The sequence below is a fragment of the Jannaschia pohangensis genome (assembly GCF_900113875.1).
Classification (GTDB): Bacteria; Pseudomonadota; Alphaproteobacteria; order Rhodobacterales; family Rhodobacteraceae; genus Jannaschia; species Jannaschia pohangensis.
In genome coordinates this window covers 213,168-237,402 of record NZ_FORA01000001.1, presented here as the reverse complement: position 1 = coordinate 237,402, position 24,235 = coordinate 213,168, and the positions used below count along the sequence as shown (strand labels likewise).

Below are 24,235 nucleotides of genomic sequence, written 5' to 3'. Positions count from 1 at the left end.
GCCTATTCCGCCGCCTGCGCGACGCTCGGGCCACCGGCGCGGATCACGGCGAGCAGTTCCTCGCGCCGTTTTGCGGCCTGCCGTGCGTTCGCGTCCTTGACCGGGCCGAAACCCCGGATCTGCAACGGCAATTCGGCCAGCGCCACGATGGCGTCGCGCGTCGTCTCCGACAGAATCGGCAGGACCTCGGCCATGTCGGCCTCGTATTCCTTGATGAGCGCCCGCTCCATCCGCCGCTCGGCGGTGCGGCCGAACACGTCAAAGGGGGTGCCGCGCAACCGCTTCATTCGGGCGAGCCAGGGATAGGCCCGCTCGATCCAGGGGCCGAAGTCGCGCTTGGCCGGGCGACCATCCGGGCCCGTCCGGCTGAGCATCGGGGGGGCCAGGTGATAGGTCAGCTTCAGATCGCCATCAAAGGCAGCGCGGGCCTTGTCGCGCGTCCCCTGCAAGAGGCGGGCTACTTCATATTCGTCCTTGTAGGCCAAGAGCTTGTGATAGCCCCGCGCCACCGCAGCCTTGACCGCCGGATCCGAAATCCGGTCCAGCATCCGGGTGTAGCGACGCGCATAGCGGGCCGATTGATAGGCGGTCAGATGCGCGACGCGCACCGCGATCTTGTCTTCGGGCGACTTCGGCAGGGCGACCACGGTGCCATCGCGCACGACGCTCGATGCCTCCTCGGGGCGGGCAATGGCCCACCGTCCCAGATCGAAGGCCCGCTGGTTGCGCTCCACCGCCGCGCCGTTCAGCTCGACCGCCTTCAGGATCGCCGCGCGGCTAAGCGGGACAAGACCCCGCTGCCAGGCCGCGCCGAGGATCATCATGTTGGAAAAGATCGTATCGCCCAGCAGTTTCTCGGCCAGTTTCGACGCATCGAACAGCGTCAGCCCCTCGCGCAACCGCGCCTGAAGCGACAGGGACAGGCGGTCGGCGGGCAGCTTGAAATCGGCATTGCGGGTGAAATCGCCGGTGACGATTTCGTGGCTGTTGACCACTGCGCCGGTGCGACCGGTCGTCGTCAGCGACAGCATCTTGGCATCGGCGGACACCACGAGGTCGCCGCCGATCAGGGCATCCGCCTCGCCCAGGGCGACGCGGATCGCGCTGATATCGGAGGGCTTTTCGGCCAGACGGACGTGCAGCGCCACGGCCCCACCCTTTTGCGCCAGACCCGCCATTTCCATCATCCCCGCACCCTTGCCATCCAGATGCGCAGCCATGGCCATGACGGCGCCGATGGTGACCACGCCGGTGCCGCCGACGCCGGTGATGACCGTATTCCATGTGCCGTCGATCGTCGGCAGGGCGGGTTCGGGCAGATCGCCGATCTCGACCTCGGCGGTGGCCTTCTTCCTCAGCTGCGCCCCCTCGACCGACACGAAGGACGGGCAGAACCCTTTGACGCAGCTGTAATCCTTGTTGCAGCTCGACTGGTCCACGGCGCGCTTGGTGCCGAATTCAGTCTCGACCGGGACAAGAGAGACGCAGTTGGATTGCACCCCGCAATCGCCGCAGCCTTCGCAGACGTCGGTGTTGATGAAGATGCGGCGATCCGGGTCGGGGAAGGTGCCGCGCTTGCGGCGGCGGCGCTTTTCGGCGGCACAGGTCTGGATATAGAGGATGGCGCTGACGCCCTCGACCTGGGTCATGCGCTTTTGCACGGCATCCAGTTCATCGCGTTCGTGCCAGTCGAGGCCACCGGGGAATTTCCCGCGGTCCACGCCTTCCTTGGGGTCGAAGACGACGGCGATGGTCTTGACGCCCATGGCCTGAAGTTCGCGGGCGATCTGTTCGGGGGCCAGATCGCCCTCGTTGTGCTGACCGCCGGTCATGGCGACGGCGTCGTTGTAGAGGATCTTGTAGGTGATGTTCGTCCCGGCAGCGAGGGCCGCGCGGATGGCGAGAATGCCCGAATGGTTGTACGTCCCCTCGCCCAGGTTCTGGAACACGTGCTTGCGGGTGGAGAAGAGCGACTCGCCCACCCAGTTCACGCCTTCGGCGCCCATGTGGGTATAGCCCTCGGTCGAACGGTCCATCCAGAGCGCCATGACGTGGCACCCGATCCCTGCGCCCGCACGCGACCCGTCGGGCACCTTGGTCGAGGTGTTGTGCGGGCAGCCGGAGCAGAACCAGGGCGTGCGTTTGGCGATATCGGGCGCGTTGTCGGCGCGGCGCGCCTCGGCGATGCGGGCCAGACCGGCGGCGATGCGGTCGGTGCCACGCCCCTCCTCGGTCAGGATATCCCCCAGTTTCGCGGCGATGTCGGCCGGGTCGAGCGCATAGGCCTGCGGAAACAGGATCGGCCCGCCGCTCTGCTTGCGGTAGCCATAGACTCGGCGACCCCGGCGGTCGTCAAAAATGGCTTCCTTGACCTGCACCTCGATCAGCTTGCGCTTTTCCTCGACGCAGACGATCAGGTCCAGCCCCTCGGCCCAGTCATGCAGGCCCTTCATGTCCATGGGCCAGGTCTGTCCGACCTTGTAGGTGGTGATGCCGAGCCGCTCGCATTCCGCGTCGTCCAGCCCAAGCAGACCCATGGCATGCACAAGGTCGAGCCAGTTCTTGCCAGCGGCCACGAAGCCGATCCTGGCCCCCGGCTTGCCGTGCATCCGCTTGTCCATCTTGTTGGCGTGACTGAACGCCTCGGCCGCCCATCTTTTATAGCCCAGAAGGCGGTCTTCCTGCGGGATCCAGTGGTCGTTCAGCCGGATGTTCAGGCCATCGGGCGGCATGTCGAACTCCGGCGTCACGAAGGACAGCCGGTCGGGACGCCCGTCGACGACCGACGTCACCTCGACCGTGTCCTTCATCGTCTTCAGGCCGACCCAGACACCGGCATAGCGCGACAACGCCCAACCGTAGACGCCGAAATCCAGGATCTCCTGCACGCCCGCGGGCGACAGCACCGGCATATGCGCATCGACAAGCGCCCAGTCAGACTGGTGGCAGGTCGTCGAGGATTCGCCGGTGTGGTCGTCGCCCATGGCCATCAACACGCCGCCATTGCGCGAGGTGCCGGCCATGTTGGCATGGCGCATCACATCGCCCGACCGGTCCACCCCCGGCCCCTTGCCGTACCACAGACCGAAGACGCCGTCGAAACGCCCCTCGCCGCGCAATTCGGCCTGCTGCGTGCCCCAGACCGACGTGGCGGCCAGGTCTTCGTTCAGGCCGGGTCGAAAGGTGATGTCGTTCGCCGTCAGGACCTTTTCGGCCTTCGTCATCATCAGATCGACCGCCCCGAGCGGCGATCCGCGATATCCGGTGCAGAAGCCAGCCGTGTTCAAACCGGCCCTGCGATCCCGTTCCTTCTGCATCAGCATCAGGCGGACAAGGGCCTGTGTCCCGTTCAACAGGACATGATCCTTGGTCAGGTCATAGCGATCGCTCAAACAAACATCGTGACGCATGTGAACGCCCTCCCTGGCAGCAATATAGGTCACATTTGCTGACCTATAAAGCATTTTCTTGGGGTCGTGTCTTTGTCTGGTCTTCAACTGACCGTGTGTCATAAGCAAAACACGATTTCAGGACACATGGGACGACGAACAGATGGACTGGGACAAGCTTCGCATCTTTCACGCAGTGGCCAGCGCGGGCAGCCTGACCCATGCGGGCGATACGCTGCACCTGTCGCAGTCTGCCGTCAGCCGACAGATTCGCGCGCTCGAGGAAAGTCTGAGCACGACGCTATTCCACCGCCATGCGCGCGGCCTGATCCTGACCGAACAGGGCGAGCTGCTGTTCGACGCCGCGCAGGCGATGAACAAGCGGCTGGAGGCAGCGTCGGCGCGCATCCGCGACAGCGAGGAGGAGGTGTTCGGCAACCTGCGCGTCACCACGACCATCGGTTTCGGCTCCATCTGGCTGGCCCCGCGTCTGTCGAAACTCTATGACAAATACCCCGATCTGAGCATCGACCTGATGCTGGAGGAACGGGTTCTGGACCTGCCCATGCGAGAGGCCGATGTGGCGATCCGGATGAAGGAGCCGAGCCAGGCCGACCTGGTGCGCAAGCGGTTGATGGATATCCGGATGCAGCTTTTCGCGACGCCCGCCTATCTGGAAAAGACCGGGACGCCCAAGAACGTGCGCGACCTGCCGAACCACCGGTTGATCTGTCAGGCCGCCGCCGCGACGCAAGTCAGCGCCGGCGCCATTCTGGTGCGGGAACTGCTGTCCTACGAAGTGGGCCGGACGTTGACCGTGAACAACTATTTCGGGGTTTTGCAGGGGGTTCTAGCAAACCTCGGCATCGGCGTGCTGCCAGACTACCTGAGCCAGGATTTCCCGCAGCTTGTCAGGGTCTTGCCGAACATCGAGTCGAACGAGGTTCCGGTATTCCTGGCCTTCCCGGAGGAGTTGCGGGGCTCCAAGCGGATCGAGGCGTTCCGCGATTTCGTGGTCGAGGAAGTGGTGGCCTATCGCAAGTCGCGCCAGGCCAGCGCCTGACCAAAGCCCTGCACCAAACGCATAGCGGGAATGCACCGATCCGTTCAGTTTCTGCCTTGATCGGTGGCAGGGTGACCAATAATTGGACGCTTGAAGGACGGCATTGCCGCCTTCACCTCCCTGTTGGACTTCGGCCGAGCCTTGAGCTCGGCCTTTTTTTATGTCGCGGCGGTCGTGGCGGCGGTCGCCCGGATCCGTTCGACCATGGCGCGCAGGCCGTTGGAGCGTTGTGACGACAGGTGTTCGTTCAGGCCAAGGCGGGCCAATTCGGCGCGGGCATCGACCTTCGTGACCTCTTCCACGGACAACCCGGCATAGAGCTCGTGCAGGATGGCGATCAGACCGCGCACGATCATCGCGTCGGACTCGCCCGCGAAATCGAACGTGGCGGTCGCGCCCTGCCCTTCGATCCGGGGATGCAGCCAGACCTGACTGGCACAGCCCTCGACCTTGGTTGCCTCCACCTTCAGCGCATCCTCGAGCGGCGGAAAGGCTTTGCCCATCTCGATCACGTGGCGATAGCGGTCTTCCCAGTCGTCCAGAAATTCGAACGTCTCGACAAGCTCTTCAAAGCGATCCTGTGCCATGGTGCCCCCTTCGTTGCCCGTCGACCTAGGGGCGGATCCCGCAAAGGTCCAGCCCGCTTCCCAAACCTCGCACAATGGGCTAGCCCAAGGGCAAAGGATACGGGGGACACGATGGGTTGGACGACACGGATCGGCGCAGTGCTGGCGGTGACCGCGCTTGCAGGATGCAGCCTGGGGCAATCGCGGCTCAACCCGTTCAACTGGTTCGGGTCCGAGCGCGAGGAGCAGATCGCACAGGCCCGCGGTGACGTGGCGCGGCCCCTTGTGGCGCAGGTCGTGTCGCTGGACGTCGCACCAACGCCGTCGGGGGCCATCGTGTCGAGCGTCGGTTTGCCGCCGACCCAGGGCTTCTGGGAGGCCGACCTGATCCGGATGCCGTCCGACGACCCGAGCGTCCTTGTCCTCGATTTCCAGATCCTGCCACCGCTCAGCCCCGAGCCCGTGGGCACGCAGCCGTCGCGCGAAGTCCTTGCCGGTCAATCGTTTACCACGCAAGAACTGGCCGGGATCCGCACAATCGTGGTGCAGGGCCTGCAGAACCGCCGGTCGGTCAGCCGCCGTTAGAGACGGCCGTTGGCGAGGGCCGTGCCCTCGGCCAGGCTCTTGAGCTTGGCATAGGCGATATCGGGGTCGATGGCGCCGAAGCCCGCGAAGGTGCCGAAGCCGCAATCGCTGCCGGCGATGACGCGGTCGGTGCCGACAATATGGGCGAAACGGGTCAGGCGTTCGGCGACGACTTCGGGGTGTTCGACGAAGTTCGACGTGCTGTCGATGACACCGGGCACCAGGACCTTGTCATCGGGAATTTCGGACGCGCGGTCGCGGAACACCTGCCATTCGTGGGCATGCCTCGGGTTCGACGTTTCGAACAGAAGCTGGCTCGCGTTGACCGACAGGAAGGTGGAGAACACCTTGTCCATGTCGATGTCGCAGACGTGCGGCCCCTCGTAGTTTCCCCAACAGATGTGAACGCGAATCCGTGACGGATCAAGGCCTTGCAGGGCGTTGTTCAAGGCCTCGACGTGGCTGGCGGCGATCTTGAGGAAGGCGTCGTCCGACAGGTCGGCAAATAGCATGTGACGCGACAGGGCGAGGTCGGGGCAGTCGAGTTGCAGAAAAAGGCCCGCGTCGAGGATGGTGCGGTATTCGTCGCGCATCGCGTCCGACAGGGCGGCGAGGTATTCGTCGCGGCTGGCATAGTGGTCGTTCTGCAGGAAGAGCGAGATGACGCCGGGCGACGCCGCATTCATGAATCCCTCGGCCGCGCCGTGGGTCGCCATGGCGTCCTTGAGGTGGTGGATGTCCTTCAGAAGCTCGTCCTGGCCCTTGGATTTCACCGGGCCGGTGCACATGGGTCGGGCGTATTTCGGCGTTCCGCCATCCTGCGCCAACCGTTTGAGAAAGCTGGGAAAGAGTTTGAGATCGGCGGGCGCGTTGCGGGGGGAATCGCCGGAGAAGCCGGTATAGCGGTCCTTGACGTAGGTGGCATAGCTGATCTTCGACGTCTCGCCGTCGGAGACGACGTCGATGCCCGCTTCGACCTGCTTGCGGACCGTCTCGGAGCAGTTCTTCGCCATCACGGAATCGAAGGTGGCGGGGTCGTAGGCGTCACCGTTTTCGCGGGCGAAGATCAGGTCCACGACCTCTTGGGTGCGGGGAAGGCTGCCGGTGTGGGTGACGCGGATGGGCATGGGGGGCTCCTGTTCACGAGGTTGTGAAAAGGGGTGCCACGACAGGCCGCAAAGGGCAAGTTTTCATGGGAAAAACGGGGGTCACCCCCCGTACACCCCCTGTACACCCCCCGTACAGACGCGCGGCGCACGGGGGTTGATCGGCACCCTGCTCAAGCAGAGGATGCCTGGCCCGACGCACGCGGGGCCAGATAGCGGCGGTCCACCTGCCAGAGACCCCAGGCCAGCGGGATCGCAGCGAGTCCGCCGATGACATAGGCCAGCGGTTCGTCGCCGAAGCTTTCGAACATCTGGGTATAGGCATGGAGGCCCGCGAAAGTGACGGCGGTGTTGAAGAGGCCGCGACGCGCCGTGTGGGCGGACCAGAAGATCGCGACAGCGAGGGCGATGGCCCAGAGGACGGAGTAGACCTCGCGGGAAATGTGCAGAGCGGTTTCCTGAAACGTTTCGAAGGCGATCTGGTAGTCGGCGGAGCTCATGCCGGAGCGATAGTAGCTTGTCCCCGGGCCCCAGACGGTCTGACCCACCAAGTCTCCCCAGAGAGAGCCGACGAGGGCGGCGAGATTGGCGACCACCATGGCCATCACCGCGAGGATCGCGCCGTGGCGGGCAAAGCGCGGGGCCAGGTGGCTGGCGGCATAGGTGCCGGCCAGGACGACGGTGGTCATCTGGAGAATGGTGAGCGTCGATTCCGGGGAGTAGAACGCATAGGCCGCGTGCCAGTAAGCGGTGCCGGTCGACAGGGCCTGGGCAAAGGGGACGATGGCCAGCGCGGTAACCAGGCGGACATCGGTCCAGACCCCTGCCCCGGCGATCAGGAGCGCGGCATATAGCGAGACCAGGGCGACGGGCAGTCCCGTCCAGTCGTTGTGTTCGGACAGATAGCCCAGGCCCCAGAGGTGGAGGGCCACGCCCATCAGGAAGATGGAGCCGCAGGCGAAGCGCGAGGTGAAGCGCGGACGGCGGTACGCCAGACCGAAGATCGTGGCCACCGCGCCGCCCAGGGCAAGCATGGCAGGACCTGCGATGGTTTCGTGCCTGTCGACCAGTTCGAACCCAGCCCCGCCAAGCAGAAGCCCCGCCCCGATCAGGGCCGCGGCATTGCCGAAGAAGCGCAGGGTTTCACCACCCATGGCCAGCGCCGCAAAGCCCGCGACAAGGGCCAGGATGCCGCAGATGGCGACCGGCAGCGGAGCGGCCAGCCAGAAGATCAAGCCGAGGGTCGCAGCGATGATCCCCCCGGTCAGCAGGGTGTTCACCCCGAGTTTCATCATCGTCTCCCGCGCCTGTTCGCGCAGGGTGTTGACCTGATCCGGGGTCAGGACGCCTTCCGAGAGAAGGCGGTTCGAATCGGCGACGTAGTACATGGCAGCGCTCCTTGAACGATGTTCAAGTCCGTGATGCCACGATGAACGACGTTCAGTCAAGCAGTTTTTGAACATTGTTCATATTGGGGCGAACCAAACCGTTCGGCGGCGGATCGTCGGTGGCGATGATGCGGAGGGTCGTCGATTCAGTCGGGCGGCCTATCAGGGGCTGACGATCTGGGGGGCGAGCCGGTTCGCGACCGCCGTGGCATTGGCGACAGCGGTGTCAGCCGTCGGGGCGAGGGACCGGATGGTGAGCATGTCGCCGTCTTGCAGAAGGACGGCGGTCGCCCCTGCCCCGTTGCCGGACGCGAAGCTGGACATCCAGCCGACCGCCCCGCCGACCGAGACCGGCGACAGGGTGCATTCGGGGGCGCGGGCCTTGCACTGCGCCTCGAGCATGGCGATCGTCGTCTGGCCCGAGCGGAAGCGCGCTTCGGTCCCGTCGGTCTGGCGGCCCAGAAGGACGTCGATGGCGACGAAATCGGCCCCGCAGTCGGTGCACAGGATCGTCAGGCGCGCGGGCTCGGCCCGGGTCGTGTTGGCCTGCCCCGCCAGCAGGTCGGTGGGGACCGTGACGCGGGTCAGGTCCTTGGTGGCGAAGCCCTGCGCGGCGGCGGGGCCCGCGAGGAGGCAGAGGGCGGCGAGGGTGCGGATCATGCGGCGGACCCCAGGTGGATCTGTTTCCAGACCGCGGTTTCATCGAAAAGGGTGTAGTCGCGGCGCAGGCCGTCCGGGCCGAATTCGGCGTGGGTGATGCCCAGGACATAGACCATCGCGCCGGTCGGGATGCCGAAACCGCCCCAGCCTTCGTGCCGGCCCCAGAGCGACCAGCGGACGGCGGCGCGCGGCGGCATCATCGGATCGTCGCGCCCGATGACGTGGTCGATGGCGAAGGCCGCGTTCGGGAAGGCGGCGCGCAAAGACATCCAGAAGCGGTCGGCCGCCGCGTGTCCGTGGGCCGTGACGCCGCCGGGGTATTCCAGGTGACAGGCGCGGTCGTAGACCTGCGGGATGACGGCCATGTCGGCGCCCATGATCCGGGTCAGGATCTCGGCCAGTTTCGCGCCCCAGGGGTTGTCGTTGCCGCGCCCCTTGTAGGGGCCGGGCTGATCCGTTTCGGGCGTCAGGGGGCGGACGCACTTGGCGGGCCCGCCTTCGCGCGCGATGAGGTCGGCGGCGAAGGCCTCGGGCGTCCAGCCCATCTGACGGACCACCGCGCCCTGATCGCGGATCAGCCATTCGTCGTCGATGGTGATGCCCAGGACGCGGCAGTCGGCGATGATCCGGTAGCGCAGGCGGGTGCCCGTCGCCTTGCCATAGACGCCATCGGCGGCGTGGGTGGCCGTCGACAGGATGCGGTGCGAGCTGAGATAGCCGTCGGCGTCATTGCCCGACCAGATCACATCTTCGCCCAACAGTTCCCGGTCGGGGAATTCGGCCAGCGTCGCCATGGTGGCCCCGATGACCGACTGGTTGCCCACCACCACCGAGGCGGGCGAGCGGACGACGATGTCGGGGGCGTAGTATTCGTGGAGGGTGGCGATGCCGCGATCCTCCCAGATTTCGCGGGTGATGCCCAGAATGTAGTCGGGCAAGTCCTTGAAACGGTTGTCGAAGCTCATTGGGTCCATCCATCGGGAATACGGGCAGAGGTGCGCACGACGAGCGGGCCGTCGATCTCGATCCGGCGCGCGGGGCGCGTGGGTGCGTCGAGCAGGGCCAGAAGCTCCTCGACGGTGGCCGCGACCATGCGCCGGGTCGGTTGGCGCAGGGTGGTCAGGTCATAGGACGGCCAGGCCGCCATGGGCACGTCGTCATAGCCGATGATGCTGACGTCGCCCGGCACGCTGAGGCCCAGATCGAAGCGCAGCACATCCATTACCGCCAGCGCCATGTGGTCGTTGGCCACGAAGATCGCGTCGGGCGGATCGGGCGCGTCCATCATCACGCGCGCGGCTTCGGCGGCGCTGGCCCGGTCGTATTTGCCGTTGCCCAGGGCGTGCAGACCCTGACCCGCCGCATCGAGCGCCATCTCGAACCCGATGAGCCGGTCGATGGAGGTCGAGGCTTTTTCGAACCCCTGGATATGGGCGATCCGCGCGTGCCCGCCCGCCAGCAGGAATTCCGCCGCCTTGCGCCCCCCCGACTGGTTGTCGGAGGTCACCGCCGAAAGACCCGAGCCCGGAATGCCGCGATTGAACAGGACCACCGGGATGCCCGCCGCGGCACAGGCGCGGGTCAATTCGCCCGACAGGTTGATCGAGGCGGTGATGATGCCATCCACCTGGTAGTCGATCAGTTCGGAGATGACCCGCTCGGTGTCGATCCCGTGCTTGCCGGTGGTGAAGATCAGAAGGTGATAGCCCTCGGCCTGGAGCGCATGGCTCAGCTTTTCGATGGCGTCGGGATAGAACGGATTGTCGAGATAGGCGACGACAAGGCCGATGATCCGGCTGCGCCCGGTGATAAGCCCCCGGGCCAGCGCATTGGGCCGATAGCCGAGCGCCTCGGCCGACTTGCGCACCCGGGCGGCCATTTCGGGGCTGACCGATGCGCCCTTGGTGAAGACGCGGCTGACGGCGGATTGGCTGACCCCGGCGTGGCGGGCGACGTCCTGGCTGGTGACCTTCTTCGCCATCAGTCCGCCGTCCAGCCGCCGTCGACCAGAAGGGAGGTGCCGGTGACCATGGCGCTGGCCCGCCCGGCCAGGAACAGGACCGCGCCCATGATATCCTCGACCTCGGCGATACGGGGCAGCTTGATCTTCTCTTCGATCCAGGCGCGCCGTTCGGGGTTGTCGAATGTGGCCTGGGTCAGCGGCGTGCGCACGAAGGTCGGGCAGACGGTGTTGACCCGGATATTGCGCGGGCCCCATTCGATGGCCATGGCCTTGGTCATCCCCTCGACCCCGTGTTTCGTCGCGCAGTAGACGGCGCGGTCGATGCCGCCCACATGGCCCATCTGGCTGGAGATCTGGATGATGGAGCCGCCACGCGCCATCCCCGCCGCGACCTTCTGGGCCAGGAAATACGCCCCGCGCAGGTTGATGCCCATGACCGCGTCGAAGTCTTCGGGCGTCGTCGATGCGGCGGGCGCATGGCGCGCGATGCCCGCCGCGTTGCACAGGATGTCGAAGGGGCCGTGCTCTGCCAGGACGGCGTCGACCGCGGCAAGGTTGGCCACGTCGAGGGTCACCCCATCCGCACTGAGCCCCGCGTCCCGGAAGGCGGCCACGGTCTGATCGACGCCCGCCTGCCCCCGTGCGGCGATGACCACATGGGCCCCGGCCTGCGCCAGCGCGGCGGCACAGCCCAGACCGATGCCGCGCGACCCGCCGGGCACGAAGGCGCGCAACCCGTCGAGGCGAAAACTGGGTGTCTCTGGCAGGGTCATCCGTCACTCCGGCGGCGGTCGCTTGCATAGGTATGCAAATACCCGATGCGCGCGAGGATCAATAGATATCTCGTGAACCAAAGTCCGACGTGGCGCATTGGCCCCGGAACGGAGAACGCGCGTGTCGAAGGCTACGGACATTCTGGATGCATTGGAAGAGGCGGTCGACGGCAACGCGCCCGTGACCGTGGCCGCCCTGACCGAGAGCTTGGGACATCGCGGCACCGGCGCCTTGCTCGTGGTGCCCGCCGCGCTCGAGATGACGCCGCTTGGCGGGGTACCGGGGGTCCCGAGTCTCCTGGCCCTGATCGTGGCGCTGTTTGCGGTGCAGATCCTGATGGGACGCGATCACATGTGGGTGCCGTCGTTCATCGGCGACCGGGCGACCGGGCGCGACCGGCTCTGCGCCGCCGTCAGCCGATTGCATCCGGCGGCGCAATGGGTGGACCGGCATCTGGGGCGTCATCTGACGGTTCTGGTGGATGGGGTCGCGCCCCGCTTCGCGGCCCTGGCCATCCTGGCGCTCTGCCTGACGGTGCCGGTGCTCGAATTGGTGCCCTTCGCTTCTTCCATCCCGATGGCGGCGATCGTGCTTTTCGGTCTGGCGTTGACGGTGCGGGACGGACGCCTGATGGCGTTGGCCTGGGCGGTGTGGGTCGCGGCGTTGGTGTCGGTATGGTCGCTCTGGCCCTAGGTCACGGTCGGCAGAGTTCGCGCATCCGGGCCAGCACGTCGACGCCCAGCTGTTCCCAGACGTGCAGAAGGTCGACGCAGACCCAGTTTTCGCGGATCAGGTCGCCCTCAACCCGCCAGAAGTCGAGCGAGCGCATGGTGATCGCCTGCCCGGCCCCCGCAATGCCAAGCCAGCCGCCCCCCGTCACCGTCATCGACATGCCGGGCCATGCGGTGAAGCCGACATAGTCACCCTGACCAAAGAAGTGCCCCTCGTCCACGTGACCGCGCCGGTCGGGCATGGCGTCGAGAAACGGGATCTGGTGGTGATCGCGGAACCCCCGGATGCCGCGCGCCGTGCCGATGCCGCCCGGTCCGTACCAGCTGCACCGCGGATGCCAGAAGCGGGGCAATTGCATCGCCGCCTCGCCCTGGGGCGACAGGTGCAGGTGGTCGAGCATGTCGCCCACGATGCGCATGGCCCGCGTGCCGTCCCCCGAAATGCGCAGCCCGTCCTGCGTCATCGGCCCCGGCACCAGCCCGGTCTGCCCAAGGGGTGGCCCCATGGGCCAGACCCCGGCTTGCAGCATCAGGTCCGGCAGATCCCAGATCGCCTGCACCTCGACCGCCCGCCCGTCTTCGATCCGGTAGAATTCGTGAAATCGCAGATGTGCAAGGCGGCCTGTTGGCGGAATGCCGAGGAAAGCCTGCGCGAAGCGTCCGGAATAATGGCCCGCCTGCCCCAGCCAGTCCTGCCCGAACGCGTCGGTCCCCCGCAGGGAGATCGCGACCCGCCTCTCCACATCCGGCATCGCCTGCCAGAGGGGGTCGAACGCGGTTTCCACGAACCCCGCGCCGCCGGTCACATCGCCGAGGGGATGACACAGGTGGACGGCAGCCGCGTCCGCGACGAACCCCGTCACCGCCTCGGCCATCGCCTTTGCATCGCAGTCGGTCAGTCTCTCCAGCATGGCATTCTTCTCGGCTCAAATATCCTGGGGGAGCGCGAGGGGGCAAAGCCCTCTCGCATTGGTCGGCCCATGCCAATGGGTCGATGCCAATTCACTCGGCGGCGTCGCGATAGGGCGCGGCCTCGCCGTAGGGCACGTTCACCCCGCCATAGCGCCGCACCCGGACGTTGCATTGCTCGGCATGGCCCACGAAGCCTTCGAGCATGCAGAGCCGCGATCCGTATTCGCCGATCATCACCGCCGCCGCGTCGGTGGTGATCTTCTGATAGCTGTGCGTCTTGAGGAACTTGCCCACCCAGAGACCGCCGGTATAGCGCCCCGCCTTCCGGGTCGGCAGGGTGTGGTTCGTTCCGATGACCTTGTCGCCGTTCGAGACATTGGTGCGGGCCCCCAGGAACAGCGCGCCATAGGAATGCATGTTCGCCAGATACCAGTCGTCGCGGTCGGTCATGACCTGGACGTGTTCGGACGCGATGTCGTTGGCGAGGGCCAGCATCTCGTCATGGTCGTCACAGACGATCACCTCGCCGTAGTCCTCCCAACTGACGCGCGCCGTCTCGGCCGTGGGCAGGATGGCGAGCAGGCGGTCGATCTCGGCCAGGGTCGCCTGGGCCAGCTTGCGCGAGGTCGTCAACAGGACAGCGGGGGAGTTATAGCCATGCTCCGCCTGTCCCAGAAGGTCGGTGGCGCAAAGCTCTTCGTCGACGGTGTCGTCGGCGATCACCATCGTCTCGGTCGGGCCCGCGAATAGGTCGATGCCGACGCGACCGTAAAGCTGCCGCTTGGCCTCGGCCACATAGGCGTTGCCGGGGCCGACGAGCATGTGGACCGGATCGATGGTCTGGGTGCCGATGGCCATGGCGCCGACCGCCTGGATGCCGCCCATGACATAGATCTCATGCGCCCCGCCAAGGTGGATGGCGGCGATCACGGCGGGGTTGGGGCGGCCCCTGAACGGCGGGGTGCAGGCGATGATGCGCGGCACACCCGCCACGCTGGCCGTCGCCACGGACATGTGGGCGCTGGCGACCATGGGAAACTTGCCGCCCGGAACATAGCAGCCGACCGATTGAACGGGGATGTTGCGGTGCCCCAGGATGACCCCGGGCAGCGTCTCGACTTCCACATCCTGCATCGAGTCGCGCTGGATGCGGGCGAAGTTGCGGACCTGGTCCTGGGCGAACCTGATGTCGGCCAGCTCCCGCTCGGACAGCTCGGCGATGAGGGCGTCGATCTGGCCTTGCGTCAGGCGGAAACTCTCGGGGGAATAATTGTCGAACTTCTCCGACAGGTCGCGCACGGCGGCGTCGCCCCGCGCCTCGATATCCTTCAGCGTCGCCTCGACCGATGCGCGGACCCTGGCGTCATCCTCGGCCCGCTGGCTGTCGGATTTCGCGGTCTTGAGATACTGGGCCATGTCGTCTCTCCGGGGGGCATTGCGGCGGGGTCACCCTAGGGAAACCGCATTCTGCATACGATTGCAAGATTGCCGGACATCACAGCCCGCGGATCCAGTCGGTCATGGCGGCGATGGCCGCGGGCGTGCCGTTCGGGCTGAGGATATCGCCCGCGATGACGTGGTCGTAGGGGTCGTCGCCCTCGGGCACGGCGATGCGTTCGACCGTCACGGGGCCACCCCAGGCGGCGGCCACGGCCTCGGTCGCGGAATGGTCGACGACGCTGTCGTCGGGCGAAAACCAGAAGAGCGCCGGTATGTCGGCATCGGCCCAATCCAGCGTCGCGGAATGGTCGATCATGGCCTGCATCGGCAGAAGAGCGACAGTGGGATATTCGGTCTGCCAGTTCTCGCCGTGGCGCTGATTCACGGGCTGGAACGACCGGCGTTCGCCCGCCACCAGACCGGCCCAATAGCGCGCGGCGGGCATCGACAGAAGCCGCGCCGCCGGGTTCGCCACCCGGAAGTTGGGCGAGATCAGGATCATTCCCGCCACGTCGCGCTTGAGGTCGGCCAGCGCCGGATCGGCGGCCAGAAGGGCGGCCAGGGTGGCCCCGGTCGATGTGCCCATGATGACGACGCGATTGCCCAGTTTGCGGCCCACGGCCACCGCCTCGGCCAGGTCCTCGATCCAGTCGCCCGCCGTCGCCTCGGCCATGGCGTCGCCGGTGCGGCCATGGCCCGTCAGCCGGGTGAAATAGACGTTGGCGCCAAGCGCCTCGCCCACGCGCTCGGGGACCGGGCGGATTTCCCACAGGGTCGCCGAAAAGCCGTGGACATAGACGATGGCGATATCGGTGCGGGTGCCCGGCACCCCGGCCCAGTCGATATATTTCGCGGCGTCGGGGCGCAGGTCTGAGACCCGCCCTTCACGGTCGGCAAGCCAGCCGTCGACGTCATCGGGCACCGTGCTCGGGTCGAAGTCGATGGTGCGGTCCACGGGCTCATAGGGGCCGACGATCCAGAGCGCGGCCCCCGCCACGAAAAGCCCGATCACCAGAAACAGAAGCCCGCGAATTACCTGTGCCATGTCCGATCCTCCCGCCTGCGATCAGGGACGGTCGCGGCCCTGGCGTCAAGCGCGGAGGCGGTGCAGCACCTCGTCGACGCTGCGTTCGATGAGCGCGATCTCGTCGGGTTCCGAAAACCGGTGGTCCGCCCCGCGCACCAGTGTCAGGCGGATATCGGGGCCGTCGGCGTGCTCCAGCAGGCGCAGCGCGGTCGCGGTCGACACCGCCGTATCCGCCGTGCCCTGCACCATCCGCACGGGGAACGGCAGCGGCAGCGGGCTGCGCAAGACAAGGCGGTCGCGCCCATCCTCGATCAGGCGGCGGGTAATGACATAGGGGTCGCCGTAGTCCGAGGGCACGGAAATCTGTCCGTCGGTCATGATCTGCTGGCGCTGCGCGTCCGAGAATGACGGCCACATGCCATCTTCGGTGAAATCGGGTGCCGCAGCGATGGTGACGAGGCCCGCGACCAGATCGGGGCGTTCGCGCGCGATCAGGAGGGAAATCCACCCGCCCATGGAGGAGCCGACGAGGATCTGCGGCCCGGTCGTCACCCCTTCGATAACGGCCAGCGCATCCGCGAACCAGTCGCCGATGCAACCGTCGGTGAATGCCCCCTCGGAATCCCCGTGGCCGGAATAGTCGAGCCGCAGGAACGCGCGGCCCGCCCCCCCGGCCCAGGCTTCGAGGGCGAGCGCCTTGGTCCCCTGCATGTCCGACGCGAAGCCGCCCAAGAACACGACCCCAGGCCCCGTGCCCGGCGTGTGGTTATAGGCCAGCGTCCGACCGTTGCGCGTTATCCGTTCCGACATGCGTCACTCCCTTGTCGCCCCCCAGATCACCCGTTGCCCCACCCGAGATCAAGAGCGGCCATCAGGTGACCCGATGGTCACATGTCTTGACATGTGACCGATCAGTCACCTAACACTTGGTCCATGGATTCGGTCTTCAAGGCCCTTGCCGACCCCTCTCGGCGCGATCTTCTGGATGCCCTGCGCCAGAAGGACGGACAGACGTTGTCCGACCTTCAGGTGGCCCTGCCCCAGTCTCGCTTCGGGGTGGCCAAGCATCTGAAGGTGCTGGAGGACGCGGGGCTGGTGACGCGGGTGAAGCGGGGACGGTTCACCCATCACTACCTCAACGCCGTTCCCCTGGCCGAAGCCATGGCGCGGTGGATCGAACCCTACACGGTGGCACCCGCCGTCCTGGGGGTGCTTGATCTGAAAGCTCGATTGGAGGGCACTGCCATGACCCCGAAACCCGACTATGTCCTGCGGACGTTCATCCGCTGCACCCAGGATGCGCTGTGGGACGCGCTCACCCAGGCGGATGCCGCCGCCAATTATCACCCGTTCACCCCCGAGGCGGTGCGCGACGGTGATGCGCTCGTCTACAAGCTGCCCGACGGGAGCAACATGCTGATCTGCCGAGAAACATCGAAGACGCCCAAGACCCGGATCGAGGCGGAGTTCGCCCCGCAATGGGCACCCGGCATCCCGGTGTCGCGCTTTGTCTGGATGATCGCGCCGCAGTCGGATTTCTGTGAATTGACGCTGGAGCATTATGACATTCCCGAGGGTGGTGAAGGCTATGCCGACGGGTGGGAGCGGCTGGTATCGGGTCTCAAGACCTGGCTCGAAACGGGCACGCCCACGCGGATCGGAGGGCAAGGCTGATGACGCCCGAACTCTGGTGGATGACCTGGACCGCACTTCTGGCGGCGACGCTCTGGGTGCCCTTTATCGTGGGCGTCAACACGGAACCCGCGCGTGAGGGGGCCGAGGATCCCTTCGTGCGGCCCGCCGATTTGCGCCATGTCCGGCCCTGGGTCCACCGCGCGCACCGCGCGCATCTGAACCTGCTGGAGCAGTTCCTGCCCATGCTGGCGGTCGTCCTGATCGCCCATGTCGCGGGCATCTCGAACGGGGTGACGGTCTGGGCGACCGGCCTGTTCTTTGCCCTCCGAATCGCCCATGCGGTCGGTATGATCTCGGGGTGGGCGCGGTTTCCGGTGCGTCCCATGATCTTTCTGGCCGGTTGGGTCTGCGTCCTCGCGGTCGGCGGCGCGATCTTCGTCAACGGCTGAGACCTCTGGGCGGGCGGCAATGCGTCGCCCCCCTTGAACCCTGGGCCTGCGCCCGCGTTGATCCCCCGAACCAGTCAGAGGATCAGATGACCGACACACCCCGTAAGACCACGCACCACGACATCCCGACCAAGGGCTTCGGCCCGTCCGGCGCGACGCCGAAGCCCGAAAAGGAGGGCGGCAAATACGACAAGCCGAGTCGCCCATCCGAAGATTTCGCGATCGACGAGCAACGGTTGCGCCGTCTGAAAACGCCGCCCAAGTCCTGAGCCGTCAGTCCGCGGTGTCCCGGCCCCGGAACCCTTGAGCCACCACGAATTTCTCGGAGCTGTCGGCCCGGCTGGCCGCGGGTTTGACGTTGGCAACCTTGGTGAAATTCTGTTTCAGCCGTTTTTGCAGGTCGCCCTCGGCCCCGCCGGCCAAAACCTTGGCCACGAATGTGCCGCCCGGCGACAGCACGTCGAAGGCCAATTCCGCCGCCGCTTCGCAAAGCGCGATGATCCGCAGGTGATCCGTCTGCTTGTGACCAGAGGAGGAAGCGGCCATGTCAGACATGACCACATCCGCCTCGCCGTCGAGCCAGCCCTTGATGGTCACATCTGCGCCCTCGGCCAGAAAATCGAGGACATGGATTTCGGCGCCCGGGATCGGGTCGACCTCCTGCAAGTCCAGACCGATAAGGCGGCCCTGCTTCTTCTTGGGGTTGGCCCCGTCGGAATTGAGGCGCGGGACCGCCACCTGAAGCCAGCCACCGGGCGCACAGCCCAGGTCCACGACCCGCGCGCCGGGGACCAGAAAGCCGTATTTGTCGTCCAGTTCCATGATCTTGAAGGCCGCACGCCCGCGATACCCCTCGGCCCGGGCGCGGGCGACATAGGGGTCGTTCAACTGCCGCTCCAGCCAGAGCTTGGACGACAGCTTGCGACCGCGCGCCGTCTTCACCTTGACCGTCAGGTCGCGGTAGCCGCGTCCCGATGCGTTGCCGGATTTGGAGCCTGTGGGTTTCTTGACCATGACGGCCAGATAGACCGCCGCGCCGCCCGAGAGAAGGGTCGATGGCCCGAATGCGCCGGTATTTCACGGCGCAAGGCGTAAAACCCTTACTTACGGGAGCGCCCCGGACGGCCCTAGCCTTGACCCGTTCACAGGGTTTCAAGGAAGTTTCATCATGGATTACGTGTTTTCCGTTCGCGGCCTGAGGAACGGGCGTTTCACGAACGAGCCCGCCGCGTCGCGCTTTCTGGCCGTGCCCGAGGCGGCGAATGATCTGGACCCCGACCAGAAGATCACCAAGGCAAAATGGGTCGGCCAGGTGATCGAGGCGGGCAAGCACGACAGCGACGACGTGGGCCGGGGCGACATCGTGTTCTATGTCCACGGGTTCAATAATTCCACGGCCACGGTCCTGTCGCGCCACCGGGCGCTGGCCAAAGGGCTGCGGGCCAACGGGTTTCAGGGGATTGTGGTCAGCTTCGACTGGCCGAGCGCAGATTCGGCGCTGAACTATCTGGAGGACCGGGTCGACGCCAAGCAGACCGCATTCCGGCTGGTGGATGAGGGCATTCGCAGCTTTGCCGCCCTGCAACGCCCGGATTGCCGCATCAACCTGCATATCGTGGCGCATTCCATGGGGGCCTTCGTGGTGCGCGAGGCTTTCGACGATGCCGACGACCGTCCCGCCATCGCCCAGACCAACTGGTCGGTCAGCCAGATCATGTTGATCGCTGCCGATGTGTCCGCGGGCGGCATGGCCGAAGGCAGCGCCAAGAGTTCGTCCCTCTATCGCCACTGTGTGCGATTGACGAATTATTACAACCACTTCGACGATGTGCTGAGCCTGTCGAACATCAAACGGGTCGGGGTCGCGCCGCGCGCCGGGCGCGTCGGCCTGCCCGATGATGCGCCGTCCAAGGCCGTCGACATCTATTGCGGCAAGTATTTCGAGGACACCCGCGCCAGCCAGCCGGCAGGCCCGCACAGCTGGTATTTCGACAATCCGGTGATGATGACCGACCTGTTCCACACCATCGACGGGCGCATCGACCGGCACGACATCCCGACGCGGCGGCGCACGAACACCGGCGATCTGGCGCTGGCGCCGCCCAGCTAGTTGTGGAGTTTCACGCGCCGTTGCCCCGATGCAGCGGATGATCTCAATCCCATTAGCGCCACGCATCATGTAATATTGGCCCGATTGTCAAACAGTCTTGACCCACACCGGACCTTGATCAAAGCCTAGGCCGAGGTCTGCTGTGCCGGACGAAGCTGCCGTTCGTGCTGACGACCGAAATGTCCGCTATAAGGTGGCCAACGAATAAATTGGCTGGTCTGCTATGACACAGGAAATTTCAGTTATCGACTTTCGCGCGCTTACCGAGAAACAGTTCGCGGCGCTTAGGACGCTTAAAGTCTCGGATCGGCAAGAAGTCCTAGGCAAGTCGTTTCTTGAGTCCATTGAAGACTGGGAAAGCGAACCAAAAGATCGCGTGTTGGGCCTATGTTTTGTCATTGAAGAAATGCCTGTTGGATTGACTTTATTTCGGAAGCACTCACCGCCTCTGGATCACAAGGTTTCTATACACGGGCTGAAAATCGCCATTCCTTGGCAAGGGCGCGGCTACGGGCACCAAGCGTTTCTACTCGCCTTCAGATACTTGAAGTCGGAATGGCCCGAAGCACGAATTCTGACGCTGGCTGTTGACGCCGAAAACTCGCCAGCGATTGCAATCTATCGGGCTATTGGGATGAGCGATAGCGGACCTGCATTCGAAGGCCCAAACGGAAAAGAGCACCATATGGAAATGCGGCTTGAGAACTAGACACCGGTCGCGGAAGCGGACATCCTAACGCTTCTAAGCATCCGACATTTTGGGCTCGAACCGGCCATTCGGTGCGATCCGTGCGAAGGACTGCATTGCTGATTTTCCAGTTCTGGGTCCGGCTTGTGACGCGTAAGTCAAAGGCATCTGACGTCTGACACCGGGTGTCAGTAGGGTCCGTCGTCCAGCACGCCGTCCGCCGACATCTGCGCATAGAGCAGCCCCTCGCGCAGGCCCCGGTCGGCCACCGAAAGCCGGTCGGTCGGCCAGACCCGCAACAGCGCCTGAAGGATCGCCGCACCCGACATGATGAGGGAGTGGCGGTCCCGTCCGATCCGGGGATCGTTGCGCCGCCCGTCCGGCCCCATGGCCAGATACCCCCGGATCACACGGTCGATCTGTTCGGTGGTCATGCGCAGGCCGTCCACCTTGTTGCGGTCATAGCGGCGCAGGTTCAGGTGGGTCGCCGCCACGGTCGTCACGGTGCCCGAAGTGCCGATGATCTGGAACCCCGGATCGACGAGGCCTTCGGCGTCGGCATAGGGGCTGAATTCCGCGAGGCACTCCTCGAAATGCCAGGACATGAGGGCAAAGCGCGCGGCATCGTCCGTCACATCGCGGAACTGATCCTTGAGGGTGGCGACGCCGAGAGGAATGCTGATCCAGTCGACCACCTTGGCGCGGGGAAACGGATCGTCGGACGCGCCCTGAAACCCTGCATGGAGCCGCATGATCGCGCGGGAGCGGTCGTGGCGCGGCACCCGGGTCAGGTCGATCCAGACAAGCTCGGTCGATCCGCCGCCGATATCGACGACCAGAAGCTGTTCCGTCTTGGTCGAGACCAGCGGCGCACAGGACACGACGGCCAGGCGCGCCTCCTCCTCGGGCTGGATGATTTCGAGGGGGAGCTGTGTTTCGCGTTCGACCAGGCCGATGAACTCGGCGGAGTTGATGGCCCGGCGGCACGCCTCGGTCGCGACCAGCCGCATGCGGCGCACGTCATGGGTTTCCAGCTTGCGCCGACAGATCTTGAGCGCCCCGATGGTGCGCGCCATGGACGACCGCGACAGCCGCCCCGACGCCTCGAGGCCATTGCCCAGTTGCACCGATTTGGAAAAGCTGTCGACGACGTGAAGCTGACTGCCCTTGGGTTGCGCGATCAGCATCCGGCACGAATTCGTGCCGAGATCGAGCGCTGCATAGAGCTCTGCCGGGTCTGCCCGGTCATTTGCAGTCGGCCCAGGAACCGCGCTGGTCCCGGCGACGCGTGACGCGCCGACATCGGGTCCGGGCCGTTCGGCCGGATCTTCCGGTGGCATCCAGGCCTCCGTATACATGGTTGCTGGTATCCTAGCGCTCCTATGGCATTTCACACAAGCTTTCTTCATGTCCAACTTGAAGGATTCGATGACGGCACCCCCTCGTGCGCGGCGGCCGGGTCACATATCAGGGTCGTGTCGCCATCGGACGGGCGAAAGTCGCCATCAAGCATCGTCGCCGAAACGACGCGCGTATATCTCGTGCCAATCGCCGGAGGGGTTTCCATGACGCAGATCACCATCGTCTATTGGCGGGACATCCCCGCGCAGGTCATCGCGGGCAGCGGTCGGCGCGCCGCGAAGGTCCAGCTGAGCGAACGGTTCGAGCAGGCCATCGACCGCGCCGCCATGCGATCGGGCGCTTCGGAGACGGACGCCTATCTGGCGGACTGGCGCAAGGTGCCGTCCGGTGAGGCCGAGGGGGTCGATGCCGACATCGCCCGCGCCCGCGCCGATGCCATTGAAGCCGAATGGACGCCCGAGCGTCTGAAAACCGTGGCACTGGCCGGAGGGGTCGAAGCATGAGCATTCTGGGGTTCCTGAAGCCCAAACCCGCCACCGCGCCCAAGGATGCGGATCTGGCCGACTTCCTGACCGGTTTCTCGATCGAGGTGATGCCCCGCACCGCCGAAAAGGTCGAGGATTTCGCGGCCATCCTACCCCGGGGCACCCGCGTCTATATCGCCCATATCGACGGTACCCCGATCGAGGACATGGTCGCCACCGCCGCGCGCCTGCGCGCCGAGGGCATGGAGCCGATGCCGCATTTCCCGGCCCGGATCATCGCCGACCGCGCCATGCTGACCGATTGGGTCACCCGCTACCGCGATGCCGCCGGCGTCGATCAGGCGCTGCTGCTGGCCGGTGGCGTGCCGGAACCCCGGGGCGAATTGGCCACTTCGATGGACTTGCTCGGGTCCGGTGCCTTCGACGGCTTCAAGCGCCTGCACGTTGCGGGCCACCCCGAGGGCAGCCGCGACATCGACCCCGATGGCAGCATGAAGAACGTCGACGAAGCCCTTCTTTGGAAACAGAAGTTTTCCGAGCGGACCGATGCCCAGATGGCCATCGCCACGCAGTTCTGTTTCGAGGCGGGGCCCGTCATCGAATGGGCCAACGCGATCAAGGCGGCGGGCATCGACCTGCCGGTGCATATCGGTGTGGCGGGTCCGGCCAAGTTGCAGACGCTGATCAAGTTCGCAATCGCCTGTGGCGTCGGCCCGTCGCTGCGCGTCCTGCAAAAGCGGGCGACGGATGTGACCAAGCTGCTCCTGCCCTATGAGCCGACCGAGTTCACCGCCGATCTGGCGCGGCACAAGGCCGCCAACCCCGACTTCAACATTGCCTCTGTCCATGTTTTCCCCCTGGGTGGCATCAACAGTTCGGCCACCTGGCTCAGCGCCCATTCGAAGGATGAAGAATGACCCGCACCGTATTGGAATCAAAGTCAAAGACGGTCGTCATCGGCTTTGACGAACCGTTCTGCGTCATTGGCGAGCGGATCAATCCGACGGGCCGCAAGAAGCTGGCCGCCGAGCTTGAGGTGGGCGACTTCTCGACCGTGGAGCGTGACGCGCTGGAGCAGGTGGCCTGCGGCGCCATGGTTCTGGACGTCAATTCCGGCGCGGTGTTCACCAACAAGATGGCCGAAGACCCGCGCTATGCCGATAACAACTTCGTCGAGCCGCAGTTGATGAGCGACCTGATCGCGCGGGTACAGGCGCTGGTCGATGTGCCGCTGTGCATCGACAGCTCGGTCCCGGGCGCGCTGGAACGCGGGCTGGAAATGGCCGAGGGCCGTCCCCTTCTCAATTCGGTCACGGGCGAGGAGGAACGGCTGGAACTCGTCCTGCCGCTGGTCAAGAAATACAATGTGCCCGTGGTCGCCATCTCCAACGACGACACCGGCATTTCCGAAGACCCGGACGTCCGCTTTGCCGTCGCCAAGAAGATCGTGGAGCGGGCCGCCGATTTCGGCATTCCCGCCCATGACATCGTGGTCGACCCGCTGGTCATGCCCATCGGGGCGATGGCCACGGCCGGACATCAGGTCTTCACGCTGGTCCGCCGGTTGCGCGACGAATTGGGCGTGAACACGACCTGCGGCGCGTCCAACATCAGTTTCGGCCTGCCGAACCGCCACGGGATCAACGCGGCCTTCCTGCCCATGGCCATCGGCGCCGGCATGACGAGCGCGATCATGAACCCCGTCCGGTCGGTCGAGATGGAGGCCATTCACGCGGCCAACATGCTGATGAACCACGACCCGAACGGCGGCACCTGGATCGGCTTTTCGCGTGTCCTCGACGCCGTCAAGGAAGGCGCGACCTTTGCCGAAGCCGCACAGGCCGCCGCCGCCGCTGGCGCGCGCACGGGCGGACGGCGCGGTGGACGTCGCCGGGCGTAATC

General features: G+C 65.7%; 25 protein-coding genes. 11 read left to right on the top strand and 14 right to left on the bottom strand.

The window, feature by feature from the left end:
• Positions 1-2: 2 nt before the first annotated feature.
• On the bottom strand, positions 3-3,410 hold the full coding sequence (locus tag BM002_RS01110; RefSeq protein ID WP_092776454.1) for an indolepyruvate ferredoxin oxidoreductase family protein: 3,408 nt from the start codon (positions 3,408-3,410) through the stop codon (positions 3-5).
• 142 nt (positions 3,411-3,552) lie between these two features.
• Between BM002_RS01110 and BM002_RS01105 the strand changes: the two genes are divergently transcribed.
• Positions 3,553-4,452, top strand: a complete 900-nt coding sequence (locus BM002_RS01105; RefSeq protein WP_092776451.1) for a LysR family transcriptional regulator — start codon at positions 3,553-3,555, stop codon at positions 4,450-4,452.
• 158 nt (positions 4,453-4,610) lie between these two features.
• Here the strand turns inward: BM002_RS01105 and BM002_RS01100 are convergent, their stop codons facing one another.
• Positions 4,611-5,039 (bottom strand): SufE family protein, encoded by a 429-nt coding sequence (locus BM002_RS01100; RefSeq protein WP_092776448.1) that lies wholly within the window; start codon positions 5,037-5,039, stop codon positions 4,611-4,613.
• 111 nt (positions 5,040-5,150) lie between these two features.
• On the opposite strand from BM002_RS01100, the gene BM002_RS01095 reads away from it, so the two are divergent.
• Positions 5,151-5,603, top strand: coding sequence for a hypothetical protein (locus tag BM002_RS01095; RefSeq protein WP_092776445.1), 453 nt, complete (start codon positions 5,151-5,153; stop codon positions 5,601-5,603).
• On the opposite strand, the gene BM002_RS01090 is transcribed toward BM002_RS01095, so the two are convergent.
• The 6 genes from BM002_RS01090 to BM002_RS01065 all read right to left on the bottom strand — a co-directional run bounded on the left by BM002_RS01090 (position 5,600) and on the right by BM002_RS01065 (position 11,493).
• A complete protein-coding gene (locus tag BM002_RS01090) occupies positions 5,600-6,730 on the bottom strand; it encodes a cobalamin-independent methionine synthase II family protein (RefSeq protein ID WP_092776442.1) in 1,131 nt (376 codons plus the stop codon). The two genes, BM002_RS01095 and BM002_RS01090, sit on opposite strands and share 4 nt — an antisense overlap.
• A 152-nt stretch (positions 6,731-6,882) precedes the next feature.
• A complete protein-coding gene (locus tag BM002_RS01085; RefSeq protein ID WP_092776439.1) occupies positions 6,883-8,097 on the bottom strand; it encodes a hypothetical protein in 1,215 nt (404 codons plus the stop codon).
• 162 nt (positions 8,098-8,259) lie between these two features.
• The gene (locus BM002_RS01080) at positions 8,260-8,757 is read right to left on the bottom strand and encodes a hypothetical protein (protein ID WP_092776436.1); all 498 of its coding nucleotides are present in this window, start codon (positions 8,755-8,757) and stop codon (positions 8,260-8,262) included.
• On the bottom strand, positions 8,754-9,731 hold the full coding sequence (locus tag BM002_RS01075) for a nuclear transport factor 2 family protein (protein WP_425431821.1): 978 nt from the start codon (positions 9,729-9,731) through the stop codon (positions 8,754-8,756). The genes BM002_RS01080 and BM002_RS01075 overlap by 4 nt, the downstream gene beginning before the upstream one ends.
• Positions 9,719-10,741 carry a LacI family DNA-binding transcriptional regulator gene (locus BM002_RS01070; RefSeq protein ID WP_092778550.1) on the bottom strand — a complete coding sequence of 341 codons (1,023 nt, stop codon included), beginning with the start codon at positions 10,739-10,741 and terminating at the stop codon, positions 9,719-9,721. Before BM002_RS01070 ends, BM002_RS01075 begins: the two co-directional genes overlap by 13 nt.
• Positions 10,738-11,493, bottom strand: coding sequence for an SDR family NAD(P)-dependent oxidoreductase (locus BM002_RS01065; RefSeq protein WP_092776430.1), 756 nt, complete (start codon positions 11,491-11,493; stop codon positions 10,738-10,740). Before BM002_RS01065 ends, BM002_RS01070 begins: the two co-directional genes overlap by 4 nt.
• Before the next feature lie 121 nt (positions 11,494-11,614).
• Here BM002_RS01065 and BM002_RS01060 point away from each other — a divergent pair, with 121 nt between their 5' ends.
• Entirely contained in the window at positions 11,615-12,187 is a 573-nt protein-coding gene (locus BM002_RS01060; protein WP_175484765.1) for an exopolysaccharide biosynthesis protein, read from the top strand.
• Between the two features lies 1 nt (position 12,188).
• Here BM002_RS01060 and BM002_RS01055 read toward each other — a convergent pair whose 3' ends face one another.
• The 4 genes from BM002_RS01055 to BM002_RS01040 all read right to left on the bottom strand — a co-directional run bounded on the left by BM002_RS01055 (position 12,189) and on the right by BM002_RS01040 (position 16,414).
• Complete coding sequence (locus BM002_RS01055; protein ID WP_092776424.1) at positions 12,189-13,136, bottom strand: ester cyclase; 948 nt, start codon at positions 13,134-13,136, stop codon at positions 12,189-12,191.
• A 91-nt stretch (positions 13,137-13,227) separates the two neighbouring features.
• On the bottom strand, positions 13,228-14,553 hold the full coding sequence (gene hisD, locus BM002_RS01050) for a histidinol dehydrogenase (RefSeq protein WP_092776421.1): 1,326 nt from the start codon (positions 14,551-14,553) through the stop codon (positions 13,228-13,230).
• Positions 14,554-14,632: 79 nt separating this feature from the next.
• Positions 14,633-15,622, bottom strand: coding sequence for an alpha/beta hydrolase (locus tag BM002_RS01045; RefSeq protein ID WP_092776418.1), 990 nt, complete (start codon positions 15,620-15,622; stop codon positions 14,633-14,635).
• Between the two features lie 45 nt (positions 15,623-15,667).
• Positions 15,668-16,414, bottom strand: a complete 747-nt coding sequence (locus BM002_RS01040) for an alpha/beta hydrolase (protein ID WP_092776415.1) — start codon at positions 16,412-16,414, stop codon at positions 15,668-15,670.
• Positions 16,415-16,537: 123 nt separating this feature from the next.
• Here BM002_RS01040 and BM002_RS01035 point away from each other — a divergent pair, with 123 nt between their 5' ends.
• The 3 genes from BM002_RS01035 (at position 16,538) to BM002_RS01025 (ending at position 17,957) form a co-directional block, all read left to right on the top strand.
• Positions 16,538-17,278 carry an ArsR/SmtB family transcription factor gene (locus tag BM002_RS01035; protein WP_092776412.1) on the top strand — a complete coding sequence of 247 codons (741 nt, stop codon included), beginning with the start codon at positions 16,538-16,540 and terminating at the stop codon, positions 17,276-17,278.
• Positions 17,278-17,688 carry an MAPEG family protein gene (locus BM002_RS01030; RefSeq protein ID WP_092776409.1) on the top strand — a complete coding sequence of 137 codons (411 nt, stop codon included), beginning with the start codon at positions 17,278-17,280 and terminating at the stop codon, positions 17,686-17,688. Before BM002_RS01035 ends, BM002_RS01030 begins: the two co-directional genes overlap by 1 nt.
• 86 nt (positions 17,689-17,774) lie before the next feature.
• Positions 17,775-17,957, top strand: a complete 183-nt coding sequence (locus tag BM002_RS01025) for a hypothetical protein (protein WP_092776406.1) — start codon at positions 17,775-17,777, stop codon at positions 17,955-17,957.
• A 4-nt stretch (positions 17,958-17,961) separates the two neighbouring features.
• Here BM002_RS01025 and BM002_RS01020 read toward each other — a convergent pair whose 3' ends face one another.
• Positions 17,962-18,702: an RlmE family RNA methyltransferase gene (locus BM002_RS01020; RefSeq protein WP_092776403.1), complete on the bottom strand. Its 741-nt coding sequence runs from the start codon at positions 18,700-18,702 to the stop codon at positions 17,962-17,964.
• Between the two features lie 154 nt (positions 18,703-18,856).
• Here BM002_RS01020 and BM002_RS01015 point away from each other — a divergent pair, with 154 nt between their 5' ends.
• Positions 18,857-19,798: an alpha/beta hydrolase gene (locus BM002_RS01015; protein WP_092776400.1), complete on the top strand. Its 942-nt coding sequence runs from the start codon at positions 18,857-18,859 to the stop codon at positions 19,796-19,798.
• 223 nt (positions 19,799-20,021) lie between these two features.
• The gene (locus tag BM002_RS01010; protein ID WP_092776397.1) at positions 20,022-20,507 is read left to right on the top strand and encodes a GNAT family N-acetyltransferase; all 486 of its coding nucleotides are present in this window, start codon (positions 20,022-20,024) and stop codon (positions 20,505-20,507) included.
• Between the two features lie 167 nt (positions 20,508-20,674).
• On the opposite strand, the gene BM002_RS01005 is transcribed toward BM002_RS01010, so the two are convergent.
• Positions 20,675-21,826, bottom strand: a complete 1,152-nt coding sequence (locus tag BM002_RS01005) for a Ppx/GppA phosphatase family protein (RefSeq protein WP_092778549.1) — start codon at positions 21,824-21,826, stop codon at positions 20,675-20,677.
• Positions 21,827-22,051: 225 nt separating this feature from the next.
• Between BM002_RS01005 and BM002_RS01000 the strand changes: the two genes are divergently transcribed.
• From BM002_RS01000 to BM002_RS00990, 3 genes are read left to right on the top strand one after another with little or no spacing between them, the layout of a single operon-like run.
• Positions 22,052-22,351, top strand: a complete 300-nt coding sequence (locus tag BM002_RS01000) for a virulence factor (RefSeq protein WP_092776394.1) — start codon at positions 22,052-22,054, stop codon at positions 22,349-22,351.
• Entirely contained in the window at positions 22,348-23,250 is a 903-nt protein-coding gene (locus BM002_RS00995) for a methylenetetrahydrofolate reductase (protein WP_092776390.1), read from the top strand. The genes BM002_RS01000 and BM002_RS00995 overlap by 4 nt, the downstream gene beginning before the upstream one ends.
• Positions 23,247-24,233 carry a methyltetrahydrofolate cobalamin methyltransferase gene (locus BM002_RS00990; protein WP_092776387.1) on the top strand — a complete coding sequence of 329 codons (987 nt, stop codon included), beginning with the start codon at positions 23,247-23,249 and terminating at the stop codon, positions 24,231-24,233. Before BM002_RS00995 ends, BM002_RS00990 begins: the two co-directional genes overlap by 4 nt.
• Positions 24,234-24,235 lie beyond the last annotated feature (2 nt).

What these genes read in the sequence shown, in the direction of transcription:
- BM002_RS01110 (WP_092776454.1), bottom strand. Translation starts at nt 3,410, where the DNA reads ATGCGTCACGATGTTTGTTTGAGCGATCGCTATGACCTGACCAAGGAT.
- BM002_RS01105 (WP_092776451.1), top strand. Translation starts at nt 3,553, where the DNA reads ATGGACTGGGACAAGCTTCGCATCTTTCACGCAGTGGCCAGCGCGGGC.
- BM002_RS01100 (WP_092776448.1), bottom strand. Translation starts at nt 5,039, where the DNA reads ATGGCACAGGATCGCTTTGAAGAGCTTGTCGAGACGTTCGAATTTCTG.
- BM002_RS01095 (WP_092776445.1), top strand. Translation starts at nt 5,151, where the DNA reads ATGGGTTGGACGACACGGATCGGCGCAGTGCTGGCGGTGACCGCGCTT.
- BM002_RS01090 (WP_092776442.1), bottom strand. Translation starts at nt 6,730, where the DNA reads ATGCCCATCCGCGTCACCCACACCGGCAGCCTTCCCCGCACCCAAGAG.
- BM002_RS01085 (WP_092776439.1), bottom strand. Translation starts at nt 8,097, where the DNA reads ATGTACTACGTCGCCGATTCGAACCGCCTTCTCTCGGAAGGCGTCCTG.
- BM002_RS01080 (WP_092776436.1), bottom strand. Translation starts at nt 8,757, where the DNA reads ATGATCCGCACCCTCGCCGCCCTCTGCCTCCTCGCGGGCCCCGCCGCC.
- BM002_RS01075 (WP_425431821.1), bottom strand. Translation starts at nt 9,731, where the DNA reads ATGGACCCAATGAGCTTCGACAACCGTTTCAAGGACTTGCCCGACTAC.
- BM002_RS01065 (WP_092776430.1), bottom strand. Translation starts at nt 11,493, where the DNA reads ATGACCCTGCCAGAGACACCCAGTTTTCGCCTCGACGGGTTGCGCGCC.
- BM002_RS01055 (WP_092776424.1), bottom strand. Translation starts at nt 13,136, where the DNA reads ATGCTGGAGAGACTGACCGACTGCGATGCAAAGGCGATGGCCGAGGCG.
- hisD (WP_092776421.1), bottom strand. Translation starts at nt 14,553, where the DNA reads ATGGCCCAGTATCTCAAGACCGCGAAATCCGACAGCCAGCGGGCCGAG.
- BM002_RS01045 (WP_092776418.1), bottom strand. Translation starts at nt 15,622, where the DNA reads ATGGCACAGGTAATTCGCGGGCTTCTGTTTCTGGTGATCGGGCTTTTC.
- BM002_RS01040 (WP_092776415.1), bottom strand. Translation starts at nt 16,414, where the DNA reads ATGTCGGAACGGATAACGCGCAACGGTCGGACGCTGGCCTATAACCAC.
- BM002_RS01035 (WP_092776412.1), top strand. Translation starts at nt 16,538, where the DNA reads ATGGATTCGGTCTTCAAGGCCCTTGCCGACCCCTCTCGGCGCGATCTT.
- BM002_RS01030 (WP_092776409.1), top strand. Translation starts at nt 17,278, where the DNA reads ATGACGCCCGAACTCTGGTGGATGACCTGGACCGCACTTCTGGCGGCG.
- BM002_RS01025 (WP_092776406.1), top strand. Translation starts at nt 17,775, where the DNA reads ATGACCGACACACCCCGTAAGACCACGCACCACGACATCCCGACCAAG.
- BM002_RS01020 (WP_092776403.1), bottom strand. Translation starts at nt 18,702, where the DNA reads ATGGTCAAGAAACCCACAGGCTCCAAATCCGGCAACGCATCGGGACGC.
- BM002_RS01015 (WP_092776400.1), top strand. Translation starts at nt 18,857, where the DNA reads ATGGATTACGTGTTTTCCGTTCGCGGCCTGAGGAACGGGCGTTTCACG.
- BM002_RS01010 (WP_092776397.1), top strand. Translation starts at nt 20,022, where the DNA reads ATGACACAGGAAATTTCAGTTATCGACTTTCGCGCGCTTACCGAGAAA.
- BM002_RS01005 (WP_092778549.1), bottom strand. Translation starts at nt 21,826, where the DNA reads ATGCCACCGGAAGATCCGGCCGAACGGCCCGGACCCGATGTCGGCGCG.
- BM002_RS01000 (WP_092776394.1), top strand. Translation starts at nt 22,052, where the DNA reads ATGACGCAGATCACCATCGTCTATTGGCGGGACATCCCCGCGCAGGTC.
- BM002_RS00995 (WP_092776390.1), top strand. Translation starts at nt 22,348, where the DNA reads ATGAGCATTCTGGGGTTCCTGAAGCCCAAACCCGCCACCGCGCCCAAG.
- BM002_RS00990 (WP_092776387.1), top strand. Translation starts at nt 23,247, where the DNA reads ATGACCCGCACCGTATTGGAATCAAAGTCAAAGACGGTCGTCATCGGC.